This is a genomic window from Candidatus Acidulodesulfobacterium ferriphilum, from assembly GCA_004195035.1.
GTDB lineage: Bacteria > SZUA-79 > SZUA-79 > Acidulodesulfobacterales > Acidulodesulfobacteraceae > Acidulodesulfobacterium > Acidulodesulfobacterium ferriphilum.
Map to the genome: position 1 here is coordinate 19541 of SGBD01000006.1, position 24210 is coordinate 43750.

The following is a 24210-nucleotide window of genomic DNA, read 5'->3' on the forward strand; positions in this document are numbered from 1 at the left end:
TAAACAAAAAATCTGGATTAACGCTTCGCTCTCGGCTTTTCAAGCCTCGTGAAGTCTTTTTAAGGACTTTCCTGCCTTCGCAGATATTCCCGTCTGCGTTTATCAAAGCATGTCTTTGATGCAGACGGGAATGACAATCTAAAATTATTCATAAAAAAAATCTTTTAGACAGCCGTTTGGAAGAAGCCTTAAGCCTGAGCATCTACCGCTGGAAGATTCGCGCAAATTTTTTATGTTTTTGCAAAGGGTTGCTTTAATTCCATTTATTTTAAAAAACTTCCTGTCGTTTATTTTTTCGGCATTAAAATCTAAACCGATTTTTCGTAATGTTTTAATCGGGTCGGCATAATATTTTCCGTAAATATCTGCCGTTGTTTTATCCGATAATTCGATAAACTGCAAGTCAAATTGATTTTTTGCGCAGTAATCTATCATGTTTTTTAAGCTTCGTTTATTCGTATTTAAACCCTTTAACAGCAGGTTATCTATCTCGACCCTGTATCCGTTTTTTTTTAAAAGATCAAGTCCCGATAAAACATCGTTAAACAAGTTTTTACCTGTAATGAATTTATAATTTTCTTCATTCAGCGTATCGAGGCTCACCGATATTTTGCTTATTATGTTTGGGCTTAAATCTTTTATTCTTTTTTTTATAAGCGTTCCGTTAGTCGTAATAAATATGTCTATGTCTCCGATATGCTTCACGCTGTATAAGAGATTCTTCAAATCCTTAAACAAAAGCGGCTCTCCGCCGGTAAACTTTACCTTTCTCAACCCATAATCTTTTACCGAATATATCGTGTTGATTATGTCCCCTGTTTGAATAACCTTAAGGCTTTTTGACGAAATCCCCTCGTTATGACAATAAAAACACTTCTCGTTGCAATTACCCGCAAGAGATATTCTCAAAGAAGGTATTTTAAATTCGAATTTACCGGTTTGAAATTCTTCTTTGCCTGTAAATGTCCTGAATAAAAACGGTCTCATTTTTACCTGATAATATCGTAATCGTTTAATGTGACTTCCACAGTGCTTCCAGCCTTAATAACGGTTGTATTTTCATCCATAACAAAACTTCCCGCCGCCTTGATCATGGGACTTAAAGACCTTGCCGCTGAAGGGGGTTTGGGAGACGGTATAACGGAGGCAAGCAAAACGCCTTCCTCCTGAGCTATTTTAACCTGAAAATATTTCCTGACGCCCTCTTCGGATGACGCGTCCTCCGTAAGTTTGGCAAAAACCGCAGGATATTTTTTATAAATATTTTCGCTATTCATCATCTTTTGCATATACGGTCTTACAAAGATATCAAATGTTATTATAGCCGAATACGGCCAGCCTGCAAGAGCAAATATAGGCGTTCCATAATTTAAAACCCCAAAAGATGTAGGCTTGCCCGGCACAAGCCTGACTCCGTGAAACAGAAGTTTTCCAGTCTTTTCGATAGCGGACGGCATCAAATCGTAAAAGTTGGTAATTTCTTTATTTTCTAAGACTAAAAAACTGGCGCCTGTGCCGCCGGTTGAAATTATCAAGTCATATTTTTTGGATTTATCGGAATAGGCAAGGGTATCGATTAATTTATCTAATTTATCCTCTATCGCTCCGATAACCTCTGGAATACCGCCGGCATCTTTAATAAGGGATTTAAGAACCGTCGTATTTATATCATAAATTTTGCTGCCGCTTATATTCTCGCCGGGGGATGCCAGTTCATTTCCGCCGGATAATATTCCCACTACGGGTTTTTTGTAAACGGAAACATATTTCAACCCGATGCCGGATAGCGCCGCAATATCGCAAATTCTTATCTTATGTCCTTTTCTAAAAAGTAATTCTCCCGCTTTAATATCGTCGCCGACAGGAGATATATAGGAACCCTTTTCTATTTTTTTTCTATATATCATTTGTCCGCCGGAATATTCATCGGCGTCTTCGATCAAGATTACGCTGTCCGCATTAGGAGGGACAGGGGCGCCCGTAGTCACAAAGGCCGCTTCGCCTGAAATTAAAGGCTTTAATTCATCCTGGTAACCGGCGGTGATTTGACTTTTAACTTTAAATCTGTCCAATTTTTTTTCGGAAACATCGGAATACATTAAAGCAAAACCGTCAACCGCAGACCTGACAAACGGAGGGACATTATTCGCAGGAACAATATCTACGGATATAATCCTGTCTAAGCTATCCTCGACGGGTAATTCTTCCGATAACTCTACCCTTTTTATATTCCCAAAGGCTAATTTTAATAAGTCTTGCGTTATTTTACCCTGCATATTTTTATGAATAAAAAGCCGGCATAAAATAACCTGCCGGCATAATAGTTTAATTTTAATCCAAGCTATAGTGAAACAGCGAAATCAAGCTTAATTAAAAGTATGGCTCTACCGCGTAAGTCTTAATGCCTGCTTTTTTAACTAAATTTATTGCCTTTTCTTCATCTTTTAAACCAACGAATATAGTAGCATGATAAGGCGTCACGCTTGCAACATTCCTTCCCACAATATGAATATTGGCTTTTTTTAGAATTTCTTCGGCCTTATCGAAGTCTCCGTTAAGATATTCAACCCTTATTGGCGCGTTATAAATGGTTCCAACAACTCCAATATCTGCCATATAAAATCCTCCTTCTTTTAAGTTTCAAAATAATTAATCATTAAAATTAAAAATCCGGCGGCTACGACACGAGCCGCCGCAAATAATTTTAGCCGACCTTGACGGTGTTTTCCGTGTCCTGTACATTGGAAGTACCCATCGTCGAATGAGGGGTAATAAATCCAAAAAGATGTTCGGTCAGTTTCCTTGCCGTCTTTTCTCTATCGATTGTCGATATCCTGTTTATATTGCCAAACCATAATGCATCGGTCGAACAAAGCGTAACGCATGCCGGCAAAAGTCCTTCGTCAACTCTGTGCTTGCAATAATCGCATTTTGTGACCTTTCCGGTTGCGTCGTTAAACTGGGGAGAACCAAATGGACAGGCATGGATACAGGATTTACACCCGATACATGTATTTGGGTCGTTAAACACGATACCGTCGGCGCGTTTTTGCATAGACCCTGTCGGGCAGGCTTTTACGCAGGCTGCGTCGTCGCAATGAAAGCAGTTCATAGGCAGATACACTGTTTTTAACTGTCCTTTTTTTACGAAATAAGGCCCGACCTGAATGACTCTCATTCTGCGGGGACCTACGGGAAGATTGTGCTCCTTTTTACATGACACTTCGCATGACATACAGCCTATACACCTATCTACATTTACCTTCATTGAATATTTTGGAGTGGAAGATTGAAGCGTAATCCTGGACGCCCTTTCCTCTCCAAGATGAAACCTATCGAATCCGTATTCTGATGACATATCTATACTCCTAATTTTAATTTTATTTAATTAATTTAATCGATGTTTTATATTTTTATAAATAAATTTATAAGAGCCGGGCGGAGGCGGCTTTCATTGCCACAACCGGGCATATTATTTTATTTATAATGTTAATATCTGCGAACATCACAGGAATCAGGCGTACATTCTACGGGTTCTTTGAAGTTTACAAGCTTCTTCCACCCTATGCTAAGCTCATGGTATTCCTTCCAGTGATCCTTCCATTTTCCGACGATAACATTTTTATCCTGAAACTTTGGATCCCAAACCTCCGGGAATTTCTTTTGCAAGAATTCCGTGACCCTTTTGGCCGTCTCATCAGGATTAGAGTCGCCCTTTCTATAAACCCTGCAAAGGATAGCCTTAAATTGTATCTGGCTATAAACAGGATCTTTTATTATATCGTCTATAACGGTATTAATAGACTCGTACGGATGAAAGGGCTGATACCTGTCAAACCCGAAGTTTGCCCATATCCCGTCTTCGGGAACCATCTCTGTAACCCATGCCGGACCCTCTACCCAGCCTCTGTCATTTTCTACGATAACCATGTCTCCATCCTCGATACCCATAACAGCGGCGGTTTCAGGGTTTATTTCGATATTCCTATCCGGTTCGAGTTCGTCGTTCCAAGGCCACCAGTGTCCGCCTTCATGGAAGGACTGAGCAATACGCGTTGTATTTAGCACCAATGGAAACTTTTTGGCCCTTTCTATATTTCCGAGCGGGGATTCCGATCCCTCAACCTGGGTTGGGACGCTATACCAGCCGATTTTTTCCAATGCCTTTGAGGCAAGTTCGATTTTTCCTGACGGAGTTGGAAACCTTTTATCAGATTCGGGATAGTTTTCTCCCTCTTTATACATTATCCATTTTCCTCTTAATACCGCTTCGTCATCCTGGAACACGGCCTCTTTCTTTGAGAGGACAGGCCACATAAGTCCGCCCTTGGGATTTTTTTCAGGATTTAAAACATCATAAGTAATGCCTCTTGTAAGCGGCTCCTGCTCATTAAAGAAGTCGGTCATCTTAATTTCGTTAACCCTTCCTTTATCTGGACCATCTTGATAATAGCCCCATGGATTAAACTCTACCTTATCGAAATGTCCAACCTGCCCTTTAAGCCTTTTTGCAAGACCGTCGAACACATCGATATCTGGCCTGTGTTCATGCTGATAAGGTATTATTTTATTGTGCCACTGTAATAATCTGTTATTGCCGTGATGGCAGATACTGTCGGTTTCCACGGAAATCGCTATCGGAAATGCGACATGGCTGAACATATATGTATGGTTTGGGTATATAGAAAGATGAATATTTATAATATTCCTCTTCATCGCCTCCTCCATTTTCCATGAATTCGGAAACTGGGGCAGATGATCGCCGTTCCATATTATACCTTTAACCGGATACGGTTTTTCATACATCATCGCATTTATTATGGCTGGAACGGAACTGTCCCCCCATGATATTAATTTATCGGTTATCTGAGGCCTTTTAGACTCGGGCAGAACTTTTAAATCGTTTCCATAATTTAGCGGAGGACGACAATTATGAAGCCAGTTCCAACCGCCGCCTTTAACGCCTATAGAACCTGTAAGGGCTAAAAGAGCCGCGATAGATCTGTTTACATTGTTAGAGTTATAAATCTGCGCGGTGCCTAAGTTGCCGGTAACCGATGCAGGCCTTGCGGAACCGAATCTTCTTGCTGCCTCTACAATCATTTCTTTAGGCACATATGTAAGCTTTTCCGCCCTTTCGGGTGTCCATTGAGCGCATTCTTTGGCGTACTCTTCAAATCCGATAACCCATTCATCGACAAATTTTTTATCGTAAAGTTTCTCTTTAATAATAATATTCCCCATTGCAAGGAACAAAATTGCATCCGAACCGGAACGAATTCTCATTCCAATATCGCACTTCGACAATGTTGCGTTAAAGCGGGGGTCAACGCCTATTACAAACGCTCCGTTATCTCTGGCATCTAAAAGATGGGTCATAGTTATTGTTTCCTGAGCCGCCATATTTGTTCCCACGACTAAAATGCATTTTGAATTCTTCCAGTCCTGGGATGGATTCATAAGCCTGCCAAGACCTTTTGCGCCAAAGACATAATTCATCGATACACCGGGACTTTCGCAGCAAATAGGACCCTGTCCGTAAACATTAGGAGTGCCGAATATTTTTCCAAACCTTGCACCCCCCTCTTTGTTTCCAAAGGAAGACCTTCCCGTTCTAAAAACCGTCAAGGCCTCAGGTCCATATTCTTTGGTTAATTTAATTAACCCTTCGGCGGCAAAATCGAGGGCATCATCCCATGAAACTCTCTTAAAATCATCGGTTAACGATTTTCTCATCACAGGATAATGCACCCTTAAGGGGTCATACCACCATTGAATCTGCCCGACGCCTTTTGAACAAAGTCCGCCCCTGTTCTGGGGATGCTCTGAATCACCCATTACATCGACAATCTTGCCGTCCTTTAAAAATATTTTAAGCCCGCAGCCGCTTTCGCACATATTGGTGCAGGTGGAATAACGAACGGTATCGTAATCTTTGGATGATTCTTGCGGACGATGGTCAGGTTTTATTTTCATCAGCCTGTTATCTTTGACGCGCAAAAACTTTTCACTTTTTAACTCCTCAAAATCCATTTTTTTACCTCCATTTTTAGAATTTTTTAAAATTTTATAAGCAATATTGTTAAGTTAGCTGAGCAAAATGACCGCTTCGCTTTCGGAAACCTTCTGCTTCCTCATGAAGTTCCAAAGGAACTTTACCTTCTTTAGTTTCGTCGTTAATTATCAAATCACCGCAACCATCCATGCCGAACAAAAATCCTATAAACTCGATAAGTCCGATTACCGGTGCAAAAACATCGAGGTCCGATAATTCGACGCCGTCCTTAATATTTTTTTCGCACATAGAGCATACCGTAACTATATAATCGGAATCGGTCTCGTCAGCTTTTTGGTTGATTAATTTAAAAAAGGTGCTGATGCTGCCTACGTTTTCAACTCTTTTTGAATGCACAGGGGTAGTGTTCTGTAATTTTTCGCCGCCGCAACATTCTCCGTATAAGTTAACATTTGCGCCGAGAGAACTTAGGATATCTTTTAAAATATCAATTTTTTGTCTGTCGTTATAACAACCTGTATAAAGCAGTATTGAATGGCCTTTTAATTTCCTTGCGGCGTTGTTTAAGAGATTTTTAGATATATCATGGCAGGCGATAATATCGATAAGATGAACAGCTCCCGTAGAGCCGTTCGTAATTTTTTTCAGGTTTGCATTGAAAGGTTTAAGGCTATACTCGGCTTGATTTTCGAACATTGAATTTGAGTTTATTATTTTAAGGGCATCGTTTACCTGCTTAACGCAAACCCTGCAACCCGAATACAAAAAGTCACCGCCTCTCTTCTGTGAAATACCCAGGTTTCTAAGCGGCATTACAACTTTATTAAAAAAACTCGGCTTATAATGGGATGGCGGGGCTCCGCAACAGTTCCATTCAGAAATCAATTCAACTTCAATACCTAATTGTTCGAATATGACTTTTAAATTTTTATTGGGGGATTCTATGCAACCCGGGAAATATGTAATCTTTTTATTCATTTATTCAATAGTATCAAACCCTTATTTTATTTTAAGGCAAAAAATAACCTGAGAATCTACGCTTGATTAAATTTTAAAATTAGATAACAATATTGTAAGGATTATATTGTAATATAAAACGGAAGTTGAAATCAAGAATTTTTTTTATGACCCGAAAAATAAAAATTAGTTTTATTCATGTTGCGGTCAAGAGGAAAATCTTAAAGAAAGGCTTAAATACTACGGTTTAAGGTGGTACCGAGAGGCGGAATCGAACCGTCGACACGAGGATTTTCAGTCCTGCGATGTGGCTTATAACATATTAAAATTATTAATAATGCAATGTGACATATTTTTTATGTAGGGGTTTTTGCAGTATTACCGTCGGAATTTAATTGTAGGCTTCGGCCGGTTCCGAATATCTTGGGATAAAAAATTTACGAGTTTCTTAACTCTTTCAATGGAATCTTGTGTAGAATTTTCGTCCATACCATGCTATTTTCTTTAAATTCTTTTAGTTTTACGGTACCGGGAGTTTTAAGTTTAACAACCCCGCTCTCTACTAATTTTCCAAGTTCTTTATTGGGTGTTCCGCCATAATATTTATCGTCGTAAAATATATATTTAAAAGCATAGTAAAATGTAGCGGCTCTTTCAAGCGATTCTCTAATAATCGGATTGTTTATTATTATAGAAGTTGCTTCCTTGACGGCATCGCTGTTAAGAATGAATTCCCCGAATATATATTTATTAAGGCGATCAATTCCGATAATGCGCTCAAGCGTTATAGGCGCGGGACCGATAAAATCGCTTAAAAAAATAAAATTTATTGACTTGCAACCTTTATTTTTATCTAATATCTTTTCCATAATAATTAATTATAGGATATTTACCGGCGGAATTTTCTTTTAACCTGCCTGTTTTGAAGGTCTTGAGAGAAGGCATCTGGTTTAGGGGTATTTGTTTCCTGTTGTTTCCTGCTCTTTCCTTTTTAAATCCTCAATTTCCTCTTGTATTGTTTTTTTATTGCCAATAAAATCACACTTAATTGTCTTTGAAATATTATTTTTTTTAATTTCACTAATAGGAAGTAACTTAGCGAGTTCAAGAAGTTTTTCTTTATTAACATAACCATATTCTATACAGAGTTTTGCGAATTCGATATCTTTCTCACGGCCGGCAGCATATTTTGATAAAACCAAATCATGGACATCTAGACACAGCCCTTTCACTCCTTTTGTATTTTCGTTTTCAACGGCCACAAGGCGACTTTCCCATCCGAGAGGTAAAATTGCCGTTTCTTTTCCTACCCCATGGGCATAATATCCAAAGGTATCTTCAAAGAACGAAGCTTCGCCTATACTGCCATCGACTAAATCCGCAAGTTCCGGCTTATTTTTCGGATAAACATCCGCCTCCTGGGATGTCAATAAATCAGGTTTAGCTTCAGGAAACTGCCCCAGAATAGATTGGCTTCCTATAACTACTATCTCTTTATCGTTTGATATCGCTCCAGCTGCCCTTATTATATGTTCCAATTGTAAACGATTCATAAATATTTTTTCTCTCTTTAGGCGTTAAAATACCGGTAAAAGGCGTGGATTGCCTTAATCTTGCACTTTCTTCCGTATTAGCCGTTATAATCCTAATAACATTATTTAATCCGCTATCTATAATATTTTCCCATTCTTTAAAAGCGGAAACTTCTACACCCTGCATGCGCCATCTTTTAATATTGTCTTTAGCTTTTTGCAAGAGTTCCGGATTTTGCATAAGTTTTTCGGCAATAACCCTATGCATAACTAAACTGCGTGTATCTATACGATTATGATCGGATACAAAAAGATTGCTTTCTATGTTTTTATCTAATATCTTTTCCATAATGATTAATTATAGCATATTTTTAGTTTACTTTCTCCAGTCGCCTATTCCCCGAATCCCGATTTAGAAATTTATTTTCTGGATTCCTGCGTAAGCAGGAATCCAGATTTACTTAGCATTGGAATATATAAATATTTTCTAAATCGGGATTCGGGTATTCCGTCCCATTCAATCGTTAAATATCCCGTTTTTCTAATTATTATGCAAGACAGGGCCAGCGCAAGCTTTTTGTCCTTCGTCCTGCAGGATATCGATAACGCTTGTTATCGACTATAAATTCAGTCCAGTACACGCTTCCGCGTTTATAAATTCTCATAAAAAAGCGTAGGGGTTTTTGTAGGGAAATTTTGCATAATTTTACCTATTTTTTACTTTTTGCCAAACTGAGTGATTTGCTCGGAAAGGTTTTATTTCAGTGTTAAGAAGTGGTGCCGAGAGGCGGAATCGAACCGTCGACACGAGGATTTTCAGTCCTCTGCTCTACCGACTGAGCTATCTCGGCATATAAATGCTGTCAAAATCACCAACTGTGAAATGGGGATTTAAGTTCAATAATTTTAGCATAAAAAATTTTATAATTCAAACAAAAAAACCGCTAAAGCTATTTTAAAAATATTCCCTTAAACGGATTTGCGTAGAAAAGAATAAAGGTGATTAAAAGCGCGTAAAGAGCCAGAGACTCCATAATTGCCATACCCGTAATCATCCATACTATAAGCTTTTTTTCCATTCCTGGATTTCTTCCCATCGATTCTAATGCCCCCCTTACGGCATTACCCATGCCGATACCTGCGCCGATAACGCCCAGGCCTATTGCAAGGCCGCCGCCTAAAGCCGATAATCCGAAAAATAAACTTTTCGAAAATAAAACAGAATGCGCCGATATAGCCGGTATATGATGTTGAACTGCGGGCGCTTTATCCATGGTTTTCTCGGCAAAAGCCTTAACGCTGAACATAAACACCGTTATAAATGTAAAAATTGAAATAAAATACTTAGACATCTTAGACATTGGGCCTCCAACTATTATTTTATTATTATAAATTTTAATGTTCTTCTTCCAAAGAAAGCGCAATATAAATAATTGCAAGCAAATAAAACACAAACGCCTGCATTAAGTCTGTGAAAACTTGCATGTACATCATTATAACAGGAATTACCCATGGAAGTAAGAACAACAGAACCGTCACCATAAACTCTTCTGCAAAAATATTTGCAAATAGCCTTAACGCATGAGAAAAAGGGCGTGATAAGGCGGACATAACTTCGATGATTATCATTATCGGAGCAATTATTATAAGCGGACCGAGGAATTTTTTTATATATTTTGCTCCATGTTTTTTAATTCCTACGATATGCGAAAGAAAAAACACGATTAATGCCAGCGTTGCCGTTGTGTCGATAGTAGCCGTCGGGGAGGTGAAACCGGGAATGCTGCCGATTAAATTAGAAAAAAGGATAAAGATAGCAAAGGATGCTATTAAAGGTAAATATACGCCGCCTTCCTCGCCGATTATTTCTTTGAGGAAGTATTCGGTCATAATGAATATTAATTCAAAAAAGCTCTGGACGCCGTTAGGGATAACCTTTAAATTCCTTCCGACAAGAAAAGCGGCCAATAATATTAGACACATCACAAGCATAGTCATCGTCCAATATATAGGTATGCCTGGAATACTAATAAGTATAGGTGCCTTTAACATATTCGTACGGTGGTTTCGTTAATCTTTTGCATTAATTAATTTTAATGGGAAAAACAGCCAAAGGATTATCATAGAAACAGGAGTTATCGTAATTCCGACAGCCTCAAAAATAAAATTCGGTTTAATAAATTTATAAGATATTATAAAAAAAAACAAAATGATGAGCAAGTCTTTTATCAAGGACAAATTAATTTTAATTACGCTTAATTTCTTTATATTTCTGAATAAATACATGGCCGTATCGATAAATAAAAAATAGGAAAACCCAAAGCCTAAAAATATGCTTATTAGAGCGTTATTTTGTTTAAAAAACAGTTCCGATGCAATGCCCGCAGTTAAAATTAAAATTAAGCCGATTATAAATTCCCATAAAATTAAGTTAAACTTTAACGATTTTCCATTAAAGTTTTGTATTAAGTTCTCTTTTAATTGCCCTATATATTTCATAAATTCCCGCCGAAAAACCTAAAATAGAAAAAATTACCAAAAAAAGATATTCGTAACCAAAGTATTTATCGATTTCAATCCCTATAAAAATTCCGATTAATACGGAAATTATTAAATTTAAACCTAAAGAACTCATTCTGGCTATCTGCTTAATAAACTCTTTGTCCATTTTTAATTCCAAATAAAAAAGGCATTTACCTGATATTATTATATCTTAATTATATAAGATAATAAAATGGTAAACGCCTTTTTATTAAACAATTATCAAATATTTACGGCAATATTTATTTAAGCGATTCTAAATACTCGGCTACCGTTTTCAGCTGTCCCTGATTTAAGTTATGGTCAGGCATCATGGTTGACGGGCTATGAACCTTTGGCGTATTAATCTGCACTTCGAGCCAGTGCAAACTATGTCCTTTGGTTCCTTCGTTCGAAAGGTTAGGGCCAACCGCCCCGCCCTTGCCGTTAATTGTATGGCAGCCTAAACACCCCTGCGCATCAATTATTTTCATTGCCGCCTTTTTGATATTTGCATTACTCCGGGCAGCCGGTTTCTTAACAGGCTTTCCTGCCTTTTCCGGCGCGGACGTCTTGGATGCCGATGCAGGCTTTCCCCATGGAAGAGAAGCGGGCGGAACCCATTTTTTATGCTCTTTTTCAAGGTGTTGATTATAGGCGATAATATTTAAGGAATCTAAATAATGAACGACTTCTTTGCCTTCGGCAATCGTTATCGGACAGCCGTTTACATCTTTCATTTGATGTAAAACGGTATTTTTCCAATCCCCGTAAGACTTTCCGTTATACCTTTCGACTCTGTTCAATGTATGGCAGATAACGCACTTGTCATGCAGCAGGCTGAATCCTTTTTTAACGGGCCACGGATAAACAACAGGCGGAACATATTTCGTTCCGTTCAAATTCATGGTTTGATATATAATCCTGTTGGTCCCTCTTGCGGCAATCTTCATATAACCCATAACGGGGACATTGACCGCAACGCATAACCCGCTGAATATTAAAAGGATTTGCGGAAATTTTGAAATATTTCCAAATTTGAAATTCGGGGTAAGATCCTTTAGATAATATCCAAGCACTAAAAAACCTGTTACAAAAAGTCCCGCCAGCGATAGATATTTAACCGGCTGCATATTTCCCAAAATGCCTATGGACAAAGGAAGCATCCCGAAGGCCAATGAAACTATTCCTGCTACTATCAGGAAAAGTATCAAGCCCACCGAAACGGTAGGCCTTTTTTTGTCCCTGCCGTTAATTAATTTCCACAACATATAAATATAATTAAGAATAAGGGCGCCGCCCATTGTTCCCATAAATGTGTACATAATCCACTGATACTTGCCGAGCATTATCCTGTTGAATCCGCTATCGGCGGTAGCCCTGAAATGTTTAAACCATCCAAAATATATTATGGGATACATTATTAAAAACATTAAGGTTATAATACTGGCAAATGACCCAAGCCAATCGTAATACTCTTTGTCCGATTGTTTGGAAGAAGCTATATATTTAACTCCTGCCCATAATGCCAGTAAAGCGCCGGACAGGGCAAATATTTCGATATTTTTTTCTATTATTAAAAGCAAAACCATTGGAGTCCTGATAGCGGTATCCGGCGTCGGTCCAATAGTGTAACTTTCGGAAATGGTATAAAATACATCCGAAGTAAAACCAAATAGAAATGCCATAATTCCGATAAATACATTCCATCCGTGATGCTTATTCGATGCCTTGCCGTCAAACCCGTAATAATATACCGCGCCTAAAATCAAAAATGCCAAAAGAAACTCCATCGAATAGCCGATAACCCCGGGCTGAAGTTTATTCATAAGTATCCAGAAATTCGGGATTCCGTCTCTCAATAGACTTAAGAAATAGAAATAGAGTATAGTTTGGACGGTGCCGATTATTAAAGATGCCAGAATGAGGGGTTTTGCAAGGCGGAAATATCTGCCTTCTTTCTTAAATATCCCTATATAATGGGATATAAAGGCTATCGCCATAAACCCCAGCGCTAACCTGTTTATAAATAGATTTACTATATTGATAACTCCTAAATTCATCACATTTACTCCTCTTTTGATTTTATACGGTAGCGGGCGCTTTCGGTTCGCCGCCGATTAATGTTAAATAGACTAACAAAAGGAGAAACAAAATCCCCAGAACCGTCGCTGCCGGTCTTTTAAACGGGCTTCTTTCATGCCCTCTATCGATAAACGGCAACGCAAATAATATTGCAAACCCGATTGTAGGGACAAGGAATGTAGAAAATATAATCAGTCCGTTACCCGGGAAATATTTTAACAATTCCTCGTTTGCAAGAAAATACCAGTCGGCCTCGGGAGCAAAGTTAAGAGCCAGAGGTCTGTACATCGGCCCGATTGCCGCCCCATAGTAAACTGCGAGGAAATAAACTACCGCAAATACCCCTAAAGCTACTATCATATCTTTATAGAACTGATCCGGGAAAAACGGAACCGTTCCATCCGGTTTAATCCATTTATTCGGGTCGTCATCGGATAATTTGCTGTTTTTGTATTCCAGTGCCATACCCTGATGACCTGTTTTTCTTATTAAAAATAGGTGCATCGGAATAAACATAATAACCACAAGCGGCAAAAGCCATACATGAACGGCAAATATATGCTGCATAGTTAAAACGGATGTTTCCGTCCCGCCTCTTACGACAATTCTTAAAAAACCGCCGATAATCGGGGTATGCGATGCGACATTCGTAAGAACATTAATCGTCCACCAGGAGTTTTCGTTACCGATAAGCATATATCCCGTCAAACCCAGAACGACGACAACGGAGAATAGAACCATGCCTGCGACCCATTGAAGCTCCCTCGGCTTTTTATAAGCGCCTGAAAAATATACCCTTGCCATATGAACGAGCAGGAAGAATATCATAGTAAACGCGCCCCATAGATGAATGCCGAGAAGTATATTGCCGAGCAGGACATGGTGTTTTATATAATATGTCGCATTCCTTGCCATCGGAAAATACGGAACATAATAGAACAGTAAAAATATTCCCGTTACGACCTGAATCGTAAAAAGAAACGCAAGAAGGCTCCCAAAAGTATATGCCCATCCCCCTCTTCTCGGTATTCTTTCGCCGTTAAATTCATTTATTAATTCGGTAAGCCCGATTCTTTCATCAAACCAATCTTGAATTTTTTTAAACATTAGATCCCCCTCTCTTTTGGATTATTCAAAAACTTATTTTGAATAAATACGGTATCTTTTTCTATTTTATGAACCCATTCATACAATGGTCTGGGCGGAGGACCTCCGACAACTTTACCGAGAACATTAAACATCCCGCCATGGCACGGGCACAGGAACTTTTGTCTTGCAGGAATCCAGTGTAAAGGACACCCTAGATGGGTACACTGATTTGAGAAGAAATAAAAATTACCGTTAATATCTTTAACTACAACAACCTGCCTTGGAAGAGTATTTACCGACCACCCCTGCTTAACCCTGAAATATACAGGAACAAACTTCGGCGTCAAGGGTGCAATTTTTTGTAAGTCGTTCATGCTGCCAAGTTCAGTCCATACAATATCCCTTTTTTTAAATAACGGGCTTAAAACCACTCCCAGAATAGGAACTGCCACCGCAACGCCTACTATGGCAGAAATTAAACCGATAACAACCGTCATAAAAGTCCGCCTTGAAGGCGACTCTTCTGAACTTTTTGCCATTTTAACCCCCCTTTGGTTTATTATTTAATTAAATTATTCGATTATTCGACTTTACTAATTTATAAAGCTGTTATCATTGCATATTTATCTTATTTAATATGGTTTCTAAACCTTATCTATTTGATATATCGATATATCGGTAAAATTTTAAATACTAAATAAACTTTTTTATCACTATAACCTCAAAAAGTCAATAATTTTTTTAATTAATTTTTTATAAAATTTTATGTCTGCGTAATATTGCCATATTCCGCTTCAACAACGCAAACCGCATATTTATTAAGCCAATCTATTGATTCCAAACTTTGCTTATTGCTGTTTTTTTAATGGCATTAGCCAGATATTTGCCCGTTACCGAGTCATTATTTAAAGCTAAGTCTTCCGGTGCGCCGCACGCCACAATATAGCCCCCTTCATCCCCGCCCTCTGGTCCCATATCTATAACATAATCGGATGACTTGATAACATCGATATTATGTTCGATAACAATAACGGTATTGCCTGAACCTACAAGTAAATTCAGAATATGCAGCAGTTTATTTATATCGTCGAAATGCAGACCCGTGGTTGGCTCGTCAAGTATATACAGGGTTTTAAACTGGCCAGGCCTTGACAATTCTCTTGAAAGCTTAATCCTTTGAGCCTCCCCGCCTGATAAGGTAGTTGCAAGCTGGCCCAGGTTTATATAATCAAGCCCTACATCGATTAAAAACTTAATTTTATGATTAAGCGCGGGTATATTGGCAAAAAATTCATAAGCTTCCCTGACCGTCATATTTAAAACATCATAAATATTTTTGTTTTTATAAGCTATCTCTAATGTTTGTTTATTATACCTCTTTCCCTTGCAGACATCGCATACGACATAAACATCAGGCATGAACAGCATCTCTATCTTTTTTACGCCGTCGCCGCTGCATGCCTCGCATCTGCCCCCTTTTACATTAAAGCTGAATCTGCCGGGGTTATAGCCTCTTGCCCTTGCCTCTTTGGTTCCCGCAAAAATCTCCCTTATCAGCGTAAAAATACCAGTGTATGTAGCAGGATTTGACCTTGGAGTTCTTCCGATAGGAGATTGGTCTATATCGATAATTCTATCGATTAAATCGATATTTTCTATGTTTTCTATTTCAAACCTCTTAAAATCCTTTATGCCGTTTTTGTAATTGGAGACAGCGGCATAAAGGGTGTCGATTATAAGCGTGCTTTTTCCCGAACCGGAAACCCCTGTTATGCAAACCAGATTTTCAAGGGGGATGCGGGCATTTATATTTTTTAAATTATTCTTTTTTGCGCCTTTTATTTCTAAAAAATTCTTATCCTGCTTTCTCCTTGCACCCGGAATATCGACCGCCGCTTTTCCGCTTAAATATTTGCCTGTCAACGACTCAGGATTACTCATAATTTCGGCAGGGGTTCCCTGTGCCACCACATACCCTCCGTTTTTACCCGCCCCGGGACCCATATCTACAATATAATCGGCTTCCAACATCGTAAGCGTATCATGTTCCACCACAATAAGACTATTTCCTTTATCCTTAAGGTCTATAATAGTTTTTAGCAAGCGCTCGTTATCCCTCATATGAAGCCCGATACTCGGCTCGTCGAGAACATACAGCACGCCCGTAAGGCCCGACCCTATTTGCGAGGCGAGCCGTATCCGCTGAGATTCGCCGCCAGAAAGCGTTTGAGCAGGCCTTGATAATGTAAGATAGTTAAGCCCTACATTTACGAGAAACTTCAACCTGTCTTTAATTTCATTAATTAACCTGACGGCTACATTTTGCTCATATTCATTCAAATCGACATCTTTAAAAAATTTTGAGGCGTCCTTAATGCTTAAATTGGCAATATCTATAATCGACATATTATTAATTTTATAACTTAAGGACTCTTTCTTTAATCTAAAACCATGACATTCGGGACAAGCCTTTTCGTTCATAAATTCGTGAGCGTTGATTATGTGGTTAGAACCGTTTATGCTTGCCTCCAGCATTGGAATTATTCCTTCCCATTTTTTTAACCTGAAAGAAGTATTTTCGGTTACGGCATCGTAAAATTTTATTTTATCATCGCCTGAACCGTACATAATTGCATGCCTATCGTCATAAGTTAAATCTTCGTAAGGCGTGTCCATCCTAAACCCGTAATGTTTCGATAATGCGCTTATTATCTGGTTTTTATAAACGGGGCTTGAATTGTTTAAAACGGTTATCGCCCCTTCTTTTAACGACAATCCCTTATTTGGGACTATGAGATCCTCGTCCAAATATTTCGTATATCCTAAGCCGTCGCAAAAAGAGCAGGCGCCCTGGGGGCTGTTAAAGGAAAATGCCGCAGGTTCAGGTTTTCCGTAGCTTATACCGCAATCCAAACAGATAGAATTTTCGGTTAGTATTTCTTCTTTATCTTCGAACTTTAATTTTAGAATGCCCTGCGATAATTTTAAAGCAAGTTCGATAGAATCTGCCAGCCTTTTTTTGTTTTCATCTTTTATAAAAATTCTATCTATAACTAAGTCGATATCATGTTTTTTATTTTTATCTAAGGTTATAGCATCCTCGAGATTATACTCCTTTTTATCTACATATACCCTGTAAAAGCCGTGCTTTAAATATTCCTCGAATTTTGCCTTAAATTCGCCCTTTCTATTAATCGCAATAGGCGACAATATAATTAATTTTTCACCGATTTTGTGTGAAAAAACCGCCTCCGTCATCTGGTCGATAGTCTTGGGTTCTATTTTTTTACCGCATTTATAACAATATGGAACTCCGATACGGGCAAATAGAACTCTTAAATAGTCATATATTTCGGTAATAGTTCCTACGGTGGAACGGGGATTTTTACTAACAGACTTTTGCTCTATGGAAATGGTGGGAGACAACCCCTCTATGGAATCGACATCGGGCTTATCCATCTGCTCCATAAACTGCCTTGCGTATGAAGAAAGAGATTCTAAATACCTTCTTTGCCCCTCCGCAAATATTGTATCAAATGCCAGCGACGATTTTCCCGAACCGGAAAGACCTGTTATTACGACAAGTCTGTCCTTCGGAATTTCTAAATTTATATTTTTTAAATTATGCTGCCGCGCACCCTTTATTATTATTTTTCTTTCCATTTCAATCTATTTTTAGAAATTTCATAAGCTAATTTTATAGATTCTTTCATACTGTTAGAATCCGCTAAATTTTTCCCTGCTATATTATAAGCCGTTCCATGCACGGGCGATGTCCTTACTATTTTAAGTCCCGCGGTTACATTTACTCCCTCATTAAAGGAGAGCAGTTTAAAAGGTATTAACGCCTGGTCATGATACATTGCGACTATCAAGTCGTAACCTTTATATACTTTAGCAAAGAAGCTGTCGGAAGGAAAAGGGCCGTCGATAAAAAAACCGTTATTTTTAAATTCCGTTATAACCGGGGATATAATATCTTTCTCTTCCGTCCCTATCTCCCCATTTTCTCCCGCATGCGGATTTAAACCTAAAACGGCAATTTTAGGACTTCTTATGCCAAAATCGTTTGTCATGGACGAGATAGAGATTTTTAGTATATTTCTTAAAGATTCTTTGGTGATGCTCCTTGAAACCATAGATAACGGAATATGAATTGTCGCAAGAACGGTTATCATTGTTTTTGAATAAAAAAGCATTGCATAGTCTTTTGAAGAAGTTAAATATCCCAAAAGCTCCGTATGTCCGCCGAACTTTGCGCCTCCTTTTATCATCATTTCCTTATTTATCGGGGCTGTTGCAAATCCCGAAATTCTTCCGTCCAATGAAAAATCCACTGCGGCAGAAATAAATGATTCGACATCTCTAGCATATTCGGGATTAATTTCGCCGTATTTCACGGATTGATACGATTTAGAAGATAAATCTATTACATTGATATGGGTATTTTTGTAAGAATATTCAAGGAGAGAGTCCTGCCTGATTAAATTTACAGGGGCATCTTTTTTGATTATACTTTTTAAAACATAATCAATATGTTCAAAAGACCCGAAGATAACCGGTTTAATTGGCGTGTTGATTTTTATGAAGTATTCCGCAGCCTTAACTGCTATTTCAGGACCGATGCCGGCGGGATCCCCCATTGTAATGCCGATAAAGCTACTTTCCTTAAGCAATTTTATTCATGTAATCGTTAAACAGGGATTTTGATTTTAATATAAGCATTTTTTCTGGCTCTTTTTAAAAGCCTTGCAAGATACTCGTTTGTTTTATGTTTTTCAAGAATCGAAAATATCTCCGGCTTTACCTGCTTAAAGGTTTTAAATGCCCCCATTTTTTTTCCGACAGATTTAAATATGGTATAGCCGAATGGAGATTTTATAACCCTGCTTATCTGCCCCACCTTTAACCTAAAAGCTATCTTAGAGAAATTAGGGGATAATTTATCTTTATAAACATAGCCGATTCTTCCTCCATTTTTTTCCGAAGGGTCTTCGGAATATGTTCTTGCTAAGGATGAAAAACCGGTATCGCCGTTTATTGCCAGCTTTCTAATTTTTAACATTTTTTCATAAATTTTTTTCTTTGCTTCTTTACTTGCGTTACGAGGCACGGCTAAAAATATAAGCTTCAGGTCTGCCATAGGCATACCTCTGAATTCTTCTATGTTTTTCTTATAATAATCCTGCATTTCTTTTTGAGTTATAATCATCTTATTGCCGTAAACCTTCCTCAGAAGTTCCATCTGGATAAAGTGGGCTCTAACCCGTTTAATGTACGCCTCTTTACTTATCCCCCTTTTTTTTAAAAAATCGAAGAACTGATTTTCGGTAAAGTTATTTGCATGGGCGACATCCTTTATATAACCGCCCAATTGTTTTGGAGATACATAAATAGCTGCTCTTTCCTCTTCCTGCTTAAGTAAAATATTATCCGCCAAAAGATTGATAACGCCTTTTGTTTTCGACATTATCAAGGAATCGGAGCTTGTAAAAATACCCTGAGAGGCATTGTTTTGCATCTGCTCATATTCTTCGAACGCCTGCCTGTTAAATTTTGCAAAATCATACAGCGTTATAGGGGTTTTATTTACAACGGCAATTACCTGGTCTATTATTACGGCGTTTGCATTTTTTGCGCTTACCGGAAATAAATTAATTAAGAAAATGGAAGCGGCTATAAATGCGAAAATCCTGCCCTTTTTTATTATACTTTCCATATTTAAATTTTAACCCTGCTTTTTACCTGCAACGCCCTGCTTTTCAGGAACGGGAGCGGGAACAGGAGCAGCTTCAAAGTTTGGTAAATTATTGTAATAATATTTAATGTTTGACTTAGCCCTTAACTTTTCCACAAAGTTTTTAAGAATTTTAGAGGCTTCTTTTTGTTTCATCATAACGATAATATCGTTCTTTACCTTAGAAAACGGTTTTGGCTTGCCTGCTATTATATTATTAAGCCTTATTATATCAAAGTTGTTCCCGACCTTAACGATATTTGAGTACTCCCCTATTTTGCGAAGGTTGAAGGCGGCATTGTTAAATGCCGGCGTTGTTTCTTCGAATTTAATCCACCCCAAAGTTCCGCCCGATTTGGCATTTGGAGCGGTTGAGTATTTTTGCGCAACGGCGGCAAACGGTTTTCCGCTTTTAAGTAAATTGTAAGCGGTCTGAGCCTGTTTGAGCGAACTTGACTGAACATAACTGACATTAATCTTTGACGGCAGATTAAAGCTTAAGAAATGTTTTTTATAGTAAGCCTTTGCATCTGCGGCTGTCACGCTGACTTTATTCGATATCTCCTTGTGCAAAAGAAGCTGCACCAAAAGGCCCTTTTTAAAATCAGACACTTGGGATTTATAATCTTTCGACTTATTAATCCCTTCTTTAACGGCTTCGTTAACCAATATTTGCCTATCGACAAGACTTCTAATAAACCTCTTTGAACCTGCGGGGGTTTGAAGATAATCTTTTAAATTCGGCGGAAATTTGGCGATTTCGGATTTAAATTTGCCGACCGTTATAGGCTTTCCGTTAACCGTGGCAATAACATTTGAAGATGGAGCACTTTTTTTGGCGCAGCCATAAAGACTCATTGAAATTATAACCGCAAATAACGCTATAAATAAAATTTTACCCTTAATTTTAAATTTTTGAGCTTCGCTATAAAAACGCATGCCGTCTTTGTTCGTTTCCATTTTTCCCTCTGAATATTTTTAATATTAAATAGATTGTCTCAAAATTGCCTTTAAATTATCTTTAAATATTAACATAGCTATATAATCGTTGCAAGATAATTTTAGAAGCATTAAGTTTATCAAGCGGCGTAGGCCCTTTTTTTGGCCTAAGTTTAATTATAAATTCCCCGAGAAAGTTCATAACATATTCCGATGAAATATCTCTGTCATTTACAAACCTGATTAAACCATCCGAAAGAGCTTCCGCCGAGCCGTGAAATTCGATTATAAATTCATTTTCTTTTATCTCTATGAGTTTAACCCTTGAATTTTTCATATAAACCTTGAGTTCTTCCACCGATAAAAGATTATTTACCGTCTCAGGAATTTTCCCAAATCTGTCGGCGAGCTCTAACCGTACCGCCTCAACATCGTCTAAGCTGTTGCAATTCGCAAGCTTTCTGTAAATGGATAATTTTATTTTACTATCATTTATATAAGAATCCGGGATATATAAAGATAGATTAGTTTTTACCTCGGGGTTAATTTGCGGAGGAAGTGTAATGTCCTGCATTTTTTCAACCTCTTCTTTAAGCATTTGCATGCACATTTCAAGCCCAACAGCGTCAATGTGCCCCGACTGGGCGCCCCCCAGAATATTGCCTGCCCCCCTTATCTCCAGATCTGCCATAGCAAGTTTAAAACCCGCCCCCAATTCGCTGTATTCTTTTACCTTATTCAGCCTTTTTCTTTGTTCTTCCGTTAAATCGGCCAAACCGCACCCGATTACAAGCAAACAATAAGCCTGAAGATGGGACCTGCCTACCCGTCCCCTTAGCTGGTACAGCTGGCTTAAACCAAGATTTTCCGCATTATTTATAATAATTGTATTAACATTGGGGTTATCGAGCCCCGATTCGATAATCGATGTGCTAAGAAGCATGTCATACCCTTTATTATAAAAAAGGTGCATCACCTGCTCGATATCATTTACGCCAAGCCTCCCGTGAACGACGCCGATTCTTATATCCGGCATTATTTTTTTAATCTTTTTAAATACCGCGTCCAGATGCGAAATCCTGTTATCGATAAAATAAACCTGCCCGCCCCTTGCAAGCTCCTTAAAAACGGCATCCTTAATGATTTCATCGTCGTAACCGACAATATCGGTTATAACATTCTTTCTTCCTGCGGGAGGGGTATCGATAATGCTTAAATCCCTGATGCCGGACATGGAAAGATATAAGGTTCTTGGAATAGGGGTGGCGCTCATTGCAAGAACATCTATAGAAGAACGGATTTCTTTGATTCCTTCTTTCTGCATCGCTCCAAACTTTTGTTCTTCATCGATAATTAGAAGCCCGATATCGTGAAATTTAATTTTTTCGGATAATAGTTTGTGCGTCCCTATTATTATGTCGATTTCTCCGCTTTTAATCTGATTTAAGATTTTCTTTTCCTCGCCCCTACCGACAAATCTTGAGATATAGGCTACTTTAATCGGATATTTTTCAAATCTTTTTTTAAAATTATTGTAATGCTGCTCAACTAAAAGAGTAGTAGGAGCAATAAGAGCCACCTGCTTTCCATCCATGGATGCCTTAAATGCCGCTCTAATCGCTACTTCCGTCTTCCCAAATCCCACATCGCCGCATATTAACCTGTCCATAGGTTTATTAAGATGCATATCCGAAAGGACATCTTTGATTGCCTTTGCCTGATCTTCTGTTTCTTCAAACTCGAAGCTTTCTTCAAATTCTCTGTAAACCTCATCTTCTTCCGAAAAAGCAAATCCCCTCCCGGTCATTCTTTTGGCGTATAATACTTTTAAATCAAGGGCGACTTCCTCTATTTTTTCTTTAGCCTTTATTTTTGCCCTTTCCCATGACTTATTTCCCAATCTGCTTAATTTTGGCGAATTTTCCTCTGAAGAGGCAATATATTTATGGATTAAATAAATCTTATCCGCAGGAACAAAAACCTTGTCCCCGCCTTCGTACAGGAGTTCGAAATAATCCGATATGGCGCCGCTTACGGTAATTTTTTTTATCCCTGTAAATTTTGCCACGCCGAATTCATTGTGAACTACAAAGTCGCCGGGATTAAGCTCGCTTATTTCGTTAAAAAAATCCGGTTTTGAACCCTTATACGGCGGCTCTTCAATCAAATTAATATGTTCCCTGAAAAGTTCTTCGCCGGTAAATATCAGAAATTTATGTTTTTTCGATATAATTCCCGCTGAAATCTCACCGATAACAATATGAAACCTGCCTTCCGTTTTATCCTTATCTAATTGAACGGAAGCAAAAATCTCTTTTAATCTTTGATGATGAATTTCGTTTTTAGAAACTAAAATTATTAAATATTTTTTTTCGATTAATCCGGAAAATACCCTTTTTATTAGTTTTAGATTTAGCTGCCCGTTTTTATATTTAAAATTTTTAATAAAATTTACATCGTTAAAATTTTCAAACAAAATATAAGCGTTTTTGGAATTTTCAAAACTTTCATCGCCGTAATAGACCTTTAATTCATTGAGGTCATAATAGAATAATTTGTATGCTTTATTTAATGCTTCTAAATAAATAGTTCTGTTGCCTGCATCATGATTTAAAAAATTTTGAAGTTCCGTTTTTGGTTTTTCGACATAGAATACGGGACTTTCCGTAATATCCAATAAATTAAGTTTTTTTTCATAGATGCCTTCTTTAACGGGAAATACGGTAAAACCGTCTATGCTTTTAACGCTCCTCTGAGTATTAAGATCGAAATATCTTATGTCTTCCACTATTTCATCAAAAAAATCTATCCTGACGGGTGAAGAATTTTCTGCATCGAACAGGTCGATTATTTCCCCTCTAACCGCAAACTCCTTTTGACTTTCTATCTGGCTTACAGGGTCATAACCGTAAGATATAAGAGCGGAGATAAATTTATCTCTGGAAAGTTTTAAACCCCTTTTGATATTAATGCAGGATTTTGAAAGGATATCTAATTCTGGAACTTTTGAGAAAAAAGAGGCGGGGGTTAAAATTATAACAGCGTCTTTTTCCGTCTTTATTTCGTATAATAAACTCAGCGGGATAATCTCTTCGCAAAAAAAAACCTTTTTTTTCTTTAACGAAGAGTCCGTCAGGAATAATGCATTTTCAAAAAATGTTAAATTTTTATATAAATCCCTCGCCGATAAATAATTGTCGCACAAAAAGACCGATAAATTATTTTCTGAATTAAGCGTGAGGGCTTCTTCCAGCGCAAAAGCCGTTGAAGCCCCCTTTTTTAATCCCCGTACTTCGTAAACATTATTTTTGAAATCCAAATCTAAATTCAACTTT

Annotated in this window: 19 protein-coding genes, 1 tRNA gene and 1 pseudogene; all 21 read right to left on the bottom strand. The window is 38.0% G+C overall.

The features are described 5' to 3' along the window. Positions 1-144: 144 nt before the first annotated feature. Complete coding sequence (locus tag EVJ47_08730) at positions 145-987, bottom strand: radical SAM protein (protein RZD13857.1); 843 nt, start codon at positions 985-987, stop codon at positions 145-147. Between the two features lie 2 nt (positions 988-989). Continuing rightward, positions 990-2276: a molybdopterin molybdenumtransferase MoeA gene (locus tag EVJ47_08735; GenBank protein ID RZD13858.1), complete on the bottom strand. Its 1287-nt coding sequence runs from the start codon at positions 2274-2276 to the stop codon at positions 990-992. A gap of 94 nt (positions 2277-2370) precedes the next feature. Next, a complete protein-coding gene (locus EVJ47_08740) occupies positions 2371-2616 on the bottom strand; it encodes a hypothetical protein (protein ID RZD13859.1) in 246 nt (81 codons plus the stop codon). Between the two features lie 88 nt (positions 2617-2704). Continuing rightward, positions 2705-3268, bottom strand: a complete 564-nt coding sequence (locus EVJ47_08745) for a 4Fe-4S dicluster domain-containing protein (GenBank protein ID RZD13889.1) — start codon at positions 3266-3268, stop codon at positions 2705-2707. Positions 3269-3489: 221 nt separating this feature from the next. After that, positions 3490-6033 (bottom strand): hypothetical protein, encoded by a 2544-nt coding sequence (locus tag EVJ47_08750; GenBank protein RZD13860.1) that lies wholly within the window; start codon positions 6031-6033, stop codon positions 3490-3492. A gap of 49 nt (positions 6034-6082) precedes the next feature. Further along, positions 6083-6994, bottom strand: coding sequence for a hypothetical protein (locus EVJ47_08755; GenBank protein ID RZD13861.1), 912 nt, complete (start codon positions 6992-6994; stop codon positions 6083-6085). Between the two features lie 416 nt (positions 6995-7410). Beyond that, positions 7411-7842 (bottom strand): hypothetical protein, encoded by a 432-nt coding sequence (locus EVJ47_08760; protein RZD13862.1) that lies wholly within the window; start codon positions 7840-7842, stop codon positions 7411-7413. A 207-nt stretch (positions 7843-8049) separates the two neighbouring features. Continuing rightward, positions 8050-8526: pseudogene (locus tag EVJ47_08765) on the bottom strand (hypothetical protein). Next, positions 8468-8854 carry a hypothetical protein gene (locus EVJ47_08770; protein ID RZD13863.1) on the bottom strand — a complete coding sequence of 129 codons (387 nt, stop codon included), beginning with the start codon at positions 8852-8854 and terminating at the stop codon, positions 8468-8470. Before EVJ47_08770 ends, EVJ47_08765 begins: the two are co-directional and overlap by 59 nt. Positions 8855-9280: 426 nt before the next feature. Next, positions 9281-9356: transfer RNA gene (locus EVJ47_08775), tRNA-Phe, on the bottom strand. Between the two features lie 99 nt (positions 9357-9455). Next, entirely contained in the window at positions 9456-9779 is a 324-nt protein-coding gene (locus EVJ47_08780) for a F0F1 ATP synthase subunit C (protein ID RZD13890.1), read from the bottom strand. 121 nt (positions 9780-9900) lie between these two features. After that, a complete protein-coding gene (gene atpB / locus EVJ47_08785) occupies positions 9901-10557 on the bottom strand; it encodes an ATP synthase F0 subunit A (protein ID RZD13864.1) in 657 nt (218 codons plus the stop codon). Positions 10558-10957: 400 nt separating this feature from the next. Continuing rightward, a complete protein-coding gene (locus tag EVJ47_08790; protein ID RZD13865.1) occupies positions 10958-11173 on the bottom strand; it encodes a hypothetical protein in 216 nt (71 codons plus the stop codon). Positions 11174-11288: 115 nt separating this feature from the next. After that, positions 11289-13088 carry a cytochrome c gene (locus tag EVJ47_08795; GenBank protein RZD13866.1) on the bottom strand — a complete coding sequence of 600 codons (1800 nt, stop codon included), beginning with the start codon at positions 13086-13088 and terminating at the stop codon, positions 11289-11291. Positions 13089-13110: 22 nt separating this feature from the next. Continuing rightward, positions 13111-14217, bottom strand: a complete 1107-nt coding sequence (locus EVJ47_08800; GenBank protein RZD13867.1) for a cytochrome bc complex cytochrome b subunit — start codon at positions 14215-14217, stop codon at positions 13111-13113. Continuing rightward, a complete protein-coding gene (locus EVJ47_08805) occupies positions 14217-14738 on the bottom strand; it encodes a Rieske (2Fe-2S) protein (GenBank protein RZD13868.1) in 522 nt (173 codons plus the stop codon). The genes EVJ47_08800 and EVJ47_08805 overlap by 1 nt, the downstream gene beginning before the upstream one ends. A gap of 289 nt (positions 14739-15027) precedes the next feature. Beyond that, entirely contained in the window at positions 15028-17862 is a 2835-nt protein-coding gene (gene uvrA / locus EVJ47_08810; protein ID RZD13869.1) for an excinuclease ABC subunit UvrA, read from the bottom strand. Continuing rightward, positions 17847-18875, bottom strand: a complete 1029-nt coding sequence (gene pdxA, locus EVJ47_08815; GenBank protein ID RZD13870.1) for a 4-hydroxythreonine-4-phosphate dehydrogenase PdxA — start codon at positions 18873-18875, stop codon at positions 17847-17849. Before pdxA ends, uvrA begins: the two co-directional genes overlap by 16 nt. A gap of 17 nt (positions 18876-18892) precedes the next feature. Next, positions 18893-19918 (bottom strand): hypothetical protein, encoded by a 1026-nt coding sequence (locus EVJ47_08820; GenBank protein ID RZD13871.1) that lies wholly within the window; start codon positions 19916-19918, stop codon positions 18893-18895. 9 nt (positions 19919-19927) lie between these two features. After that, positions 19928-20896 carry a hypothetical protein gene (locus EVJ47_08825; protein RZD13872.1) on the bottom strand — a complete coding sequence of 323 codons (969 nt, stop codon included), beginning with the start codon at positions 20894-20896 and terminating at the stop codon, positions 19928-19930. Between the two features lie 61 nt (positions 20897-20957). Then, positions 20958-24206, bottom strand: a complete 3249-nt coding sequence (gene mfd, locus EVJ47_08830; protein RZD13873.1) for a transcription-repair coupling factor — start codon at positions 24204-24206, stop codon at positions 20958-20960. Positions 24207-24210 lie beyond the last annotated feature (4 nt).

What these genes read in the sequence shown, in the direction of transcription:
- EVJ47_08730 (RZD13857.1), bottom strand. Translation starts at nt 987, where the DNA reads ATGAGACCGTTTTTATTCAGGACATTTACAGGCAAAGAAGAATTTCAA.
- EVJ47_08735 (RZD13858.1), bottom strand. Translation starts at nt 2,276, where the DNA reads ATGCAGGGTAAAATAACGCAAGACTTATTAAAATTAGCCTTTGGGAAT.
- EVJ47_08740 (RZD13859.1), bottom strand. Translation starts at nt 2,616, where the DNA reads ATGGCAGATATTGGAGTTGTTGGAACCATTTATAACGCGCCAATAAGG.
- EVJ47_08745 (RZD13889.1), bottom strand. Translation starts at nt 3,268, where the DNA reads ATGAAGGTAAATGTAGATAGGTGTATAGGCTGTATGTCATGCGAAGTG.
- EVJ47_08750 (RZD13860.1), bottom strand. Translation starts at nt 6,033, where the DNA reads ATGGATTTTGAGGAGTTAAAAAGTGAAAAGTTTTTGCGCGTCAAAGAT.
- EVJ47_08755 (RZD13861.1), bottom strand. Translation starts at nt 6,994, where the DNA reads ATGAATAAAAAGATTACATATTTCCCGGGTTGCATAGAATCCCCCAAT.
- EVJ47_08760 (RZD13862.1), bottom strand. Translation starts at nt 7,842, where the DNA reads ATGGAAAAGATATTAGATAAAAATAAAGGTTGCAAGTCAATAAATTTT.
- EVJ47_08770 (RZD13863.1), bottom strand. Translation starts at nt 8,854, where the DNA reads ATGGAAAAGATATTAGATAAAAACATAGAAAGCAATCTTTTTGTATCC.
- EVJ47_08780 (RZD13890.1), bottom strand. Translation starts at nt 9,779, where the DNA reads ATGGATAAAGCGCCCGCAGTTCAACATCATATACCGGCTATATCGGCG.
- atpB (RZD13864.1), bottom strand. Translation starts at nt 10,557, where the DNA reads ATGTTAAAGGCACCTATACTTATTAGTATTCCAGGCATACCTATATAT.
- EVJ47_08790 (RZD13865.1), bottom strand. Translation starts at nt 11,173, where the DNA reads ATGGACAAAGAGTTTATTAAGCAGATAGCCAGAATGAGTTCTTTAGGT.
- EVJ47_08795 (RZD13866.1), bottom strand. Translation starts at nt 13,088, where the DNA reads ATGAATTTAGGAGTTATCAATATAGTAAATCTATTTATAAACAGGTTA.
- EVJ47_08800 (RZD13867.1), bottom strand. Translation starts at nt 14,217, where the DNA reads ATGTTTAAAAAAATTCAAGATTGGTTTGATGAAAGAATCGGGCTTACC.
- EVJ47_08805 (RZD13868.1), bottom strand. Translation starts at nt 14,738, where the DNA reads ATGGCAAAAAGTTCAGAAGAGTCGCCTTCAAGGCGGACTTTTATGACG.
- uvrA (RZD13869.1), bottom strand. Translation starts at nt 17,862, where the DNA reads ATGGAAAGAAAAATAATAATAAAGGGTGCGCGGCAGCATAATTTAAAA.
- EVJ47_08820 (RZD13871.1), bottom strand. Translation starts at nt 19,918, where the DNA reads ATGGAAAGTATAATAAAAAAGGGCAGGATTTTCGCATTTATAGCCGCT.
- EVJ47_08825 (RZD13872.1), bottom strand. Translation starts at nt 20,896, where the DNA reads ATGGAAACGAACAAAGACGGCATGCGTTTTTATAGCGAAGCTCAAAAA.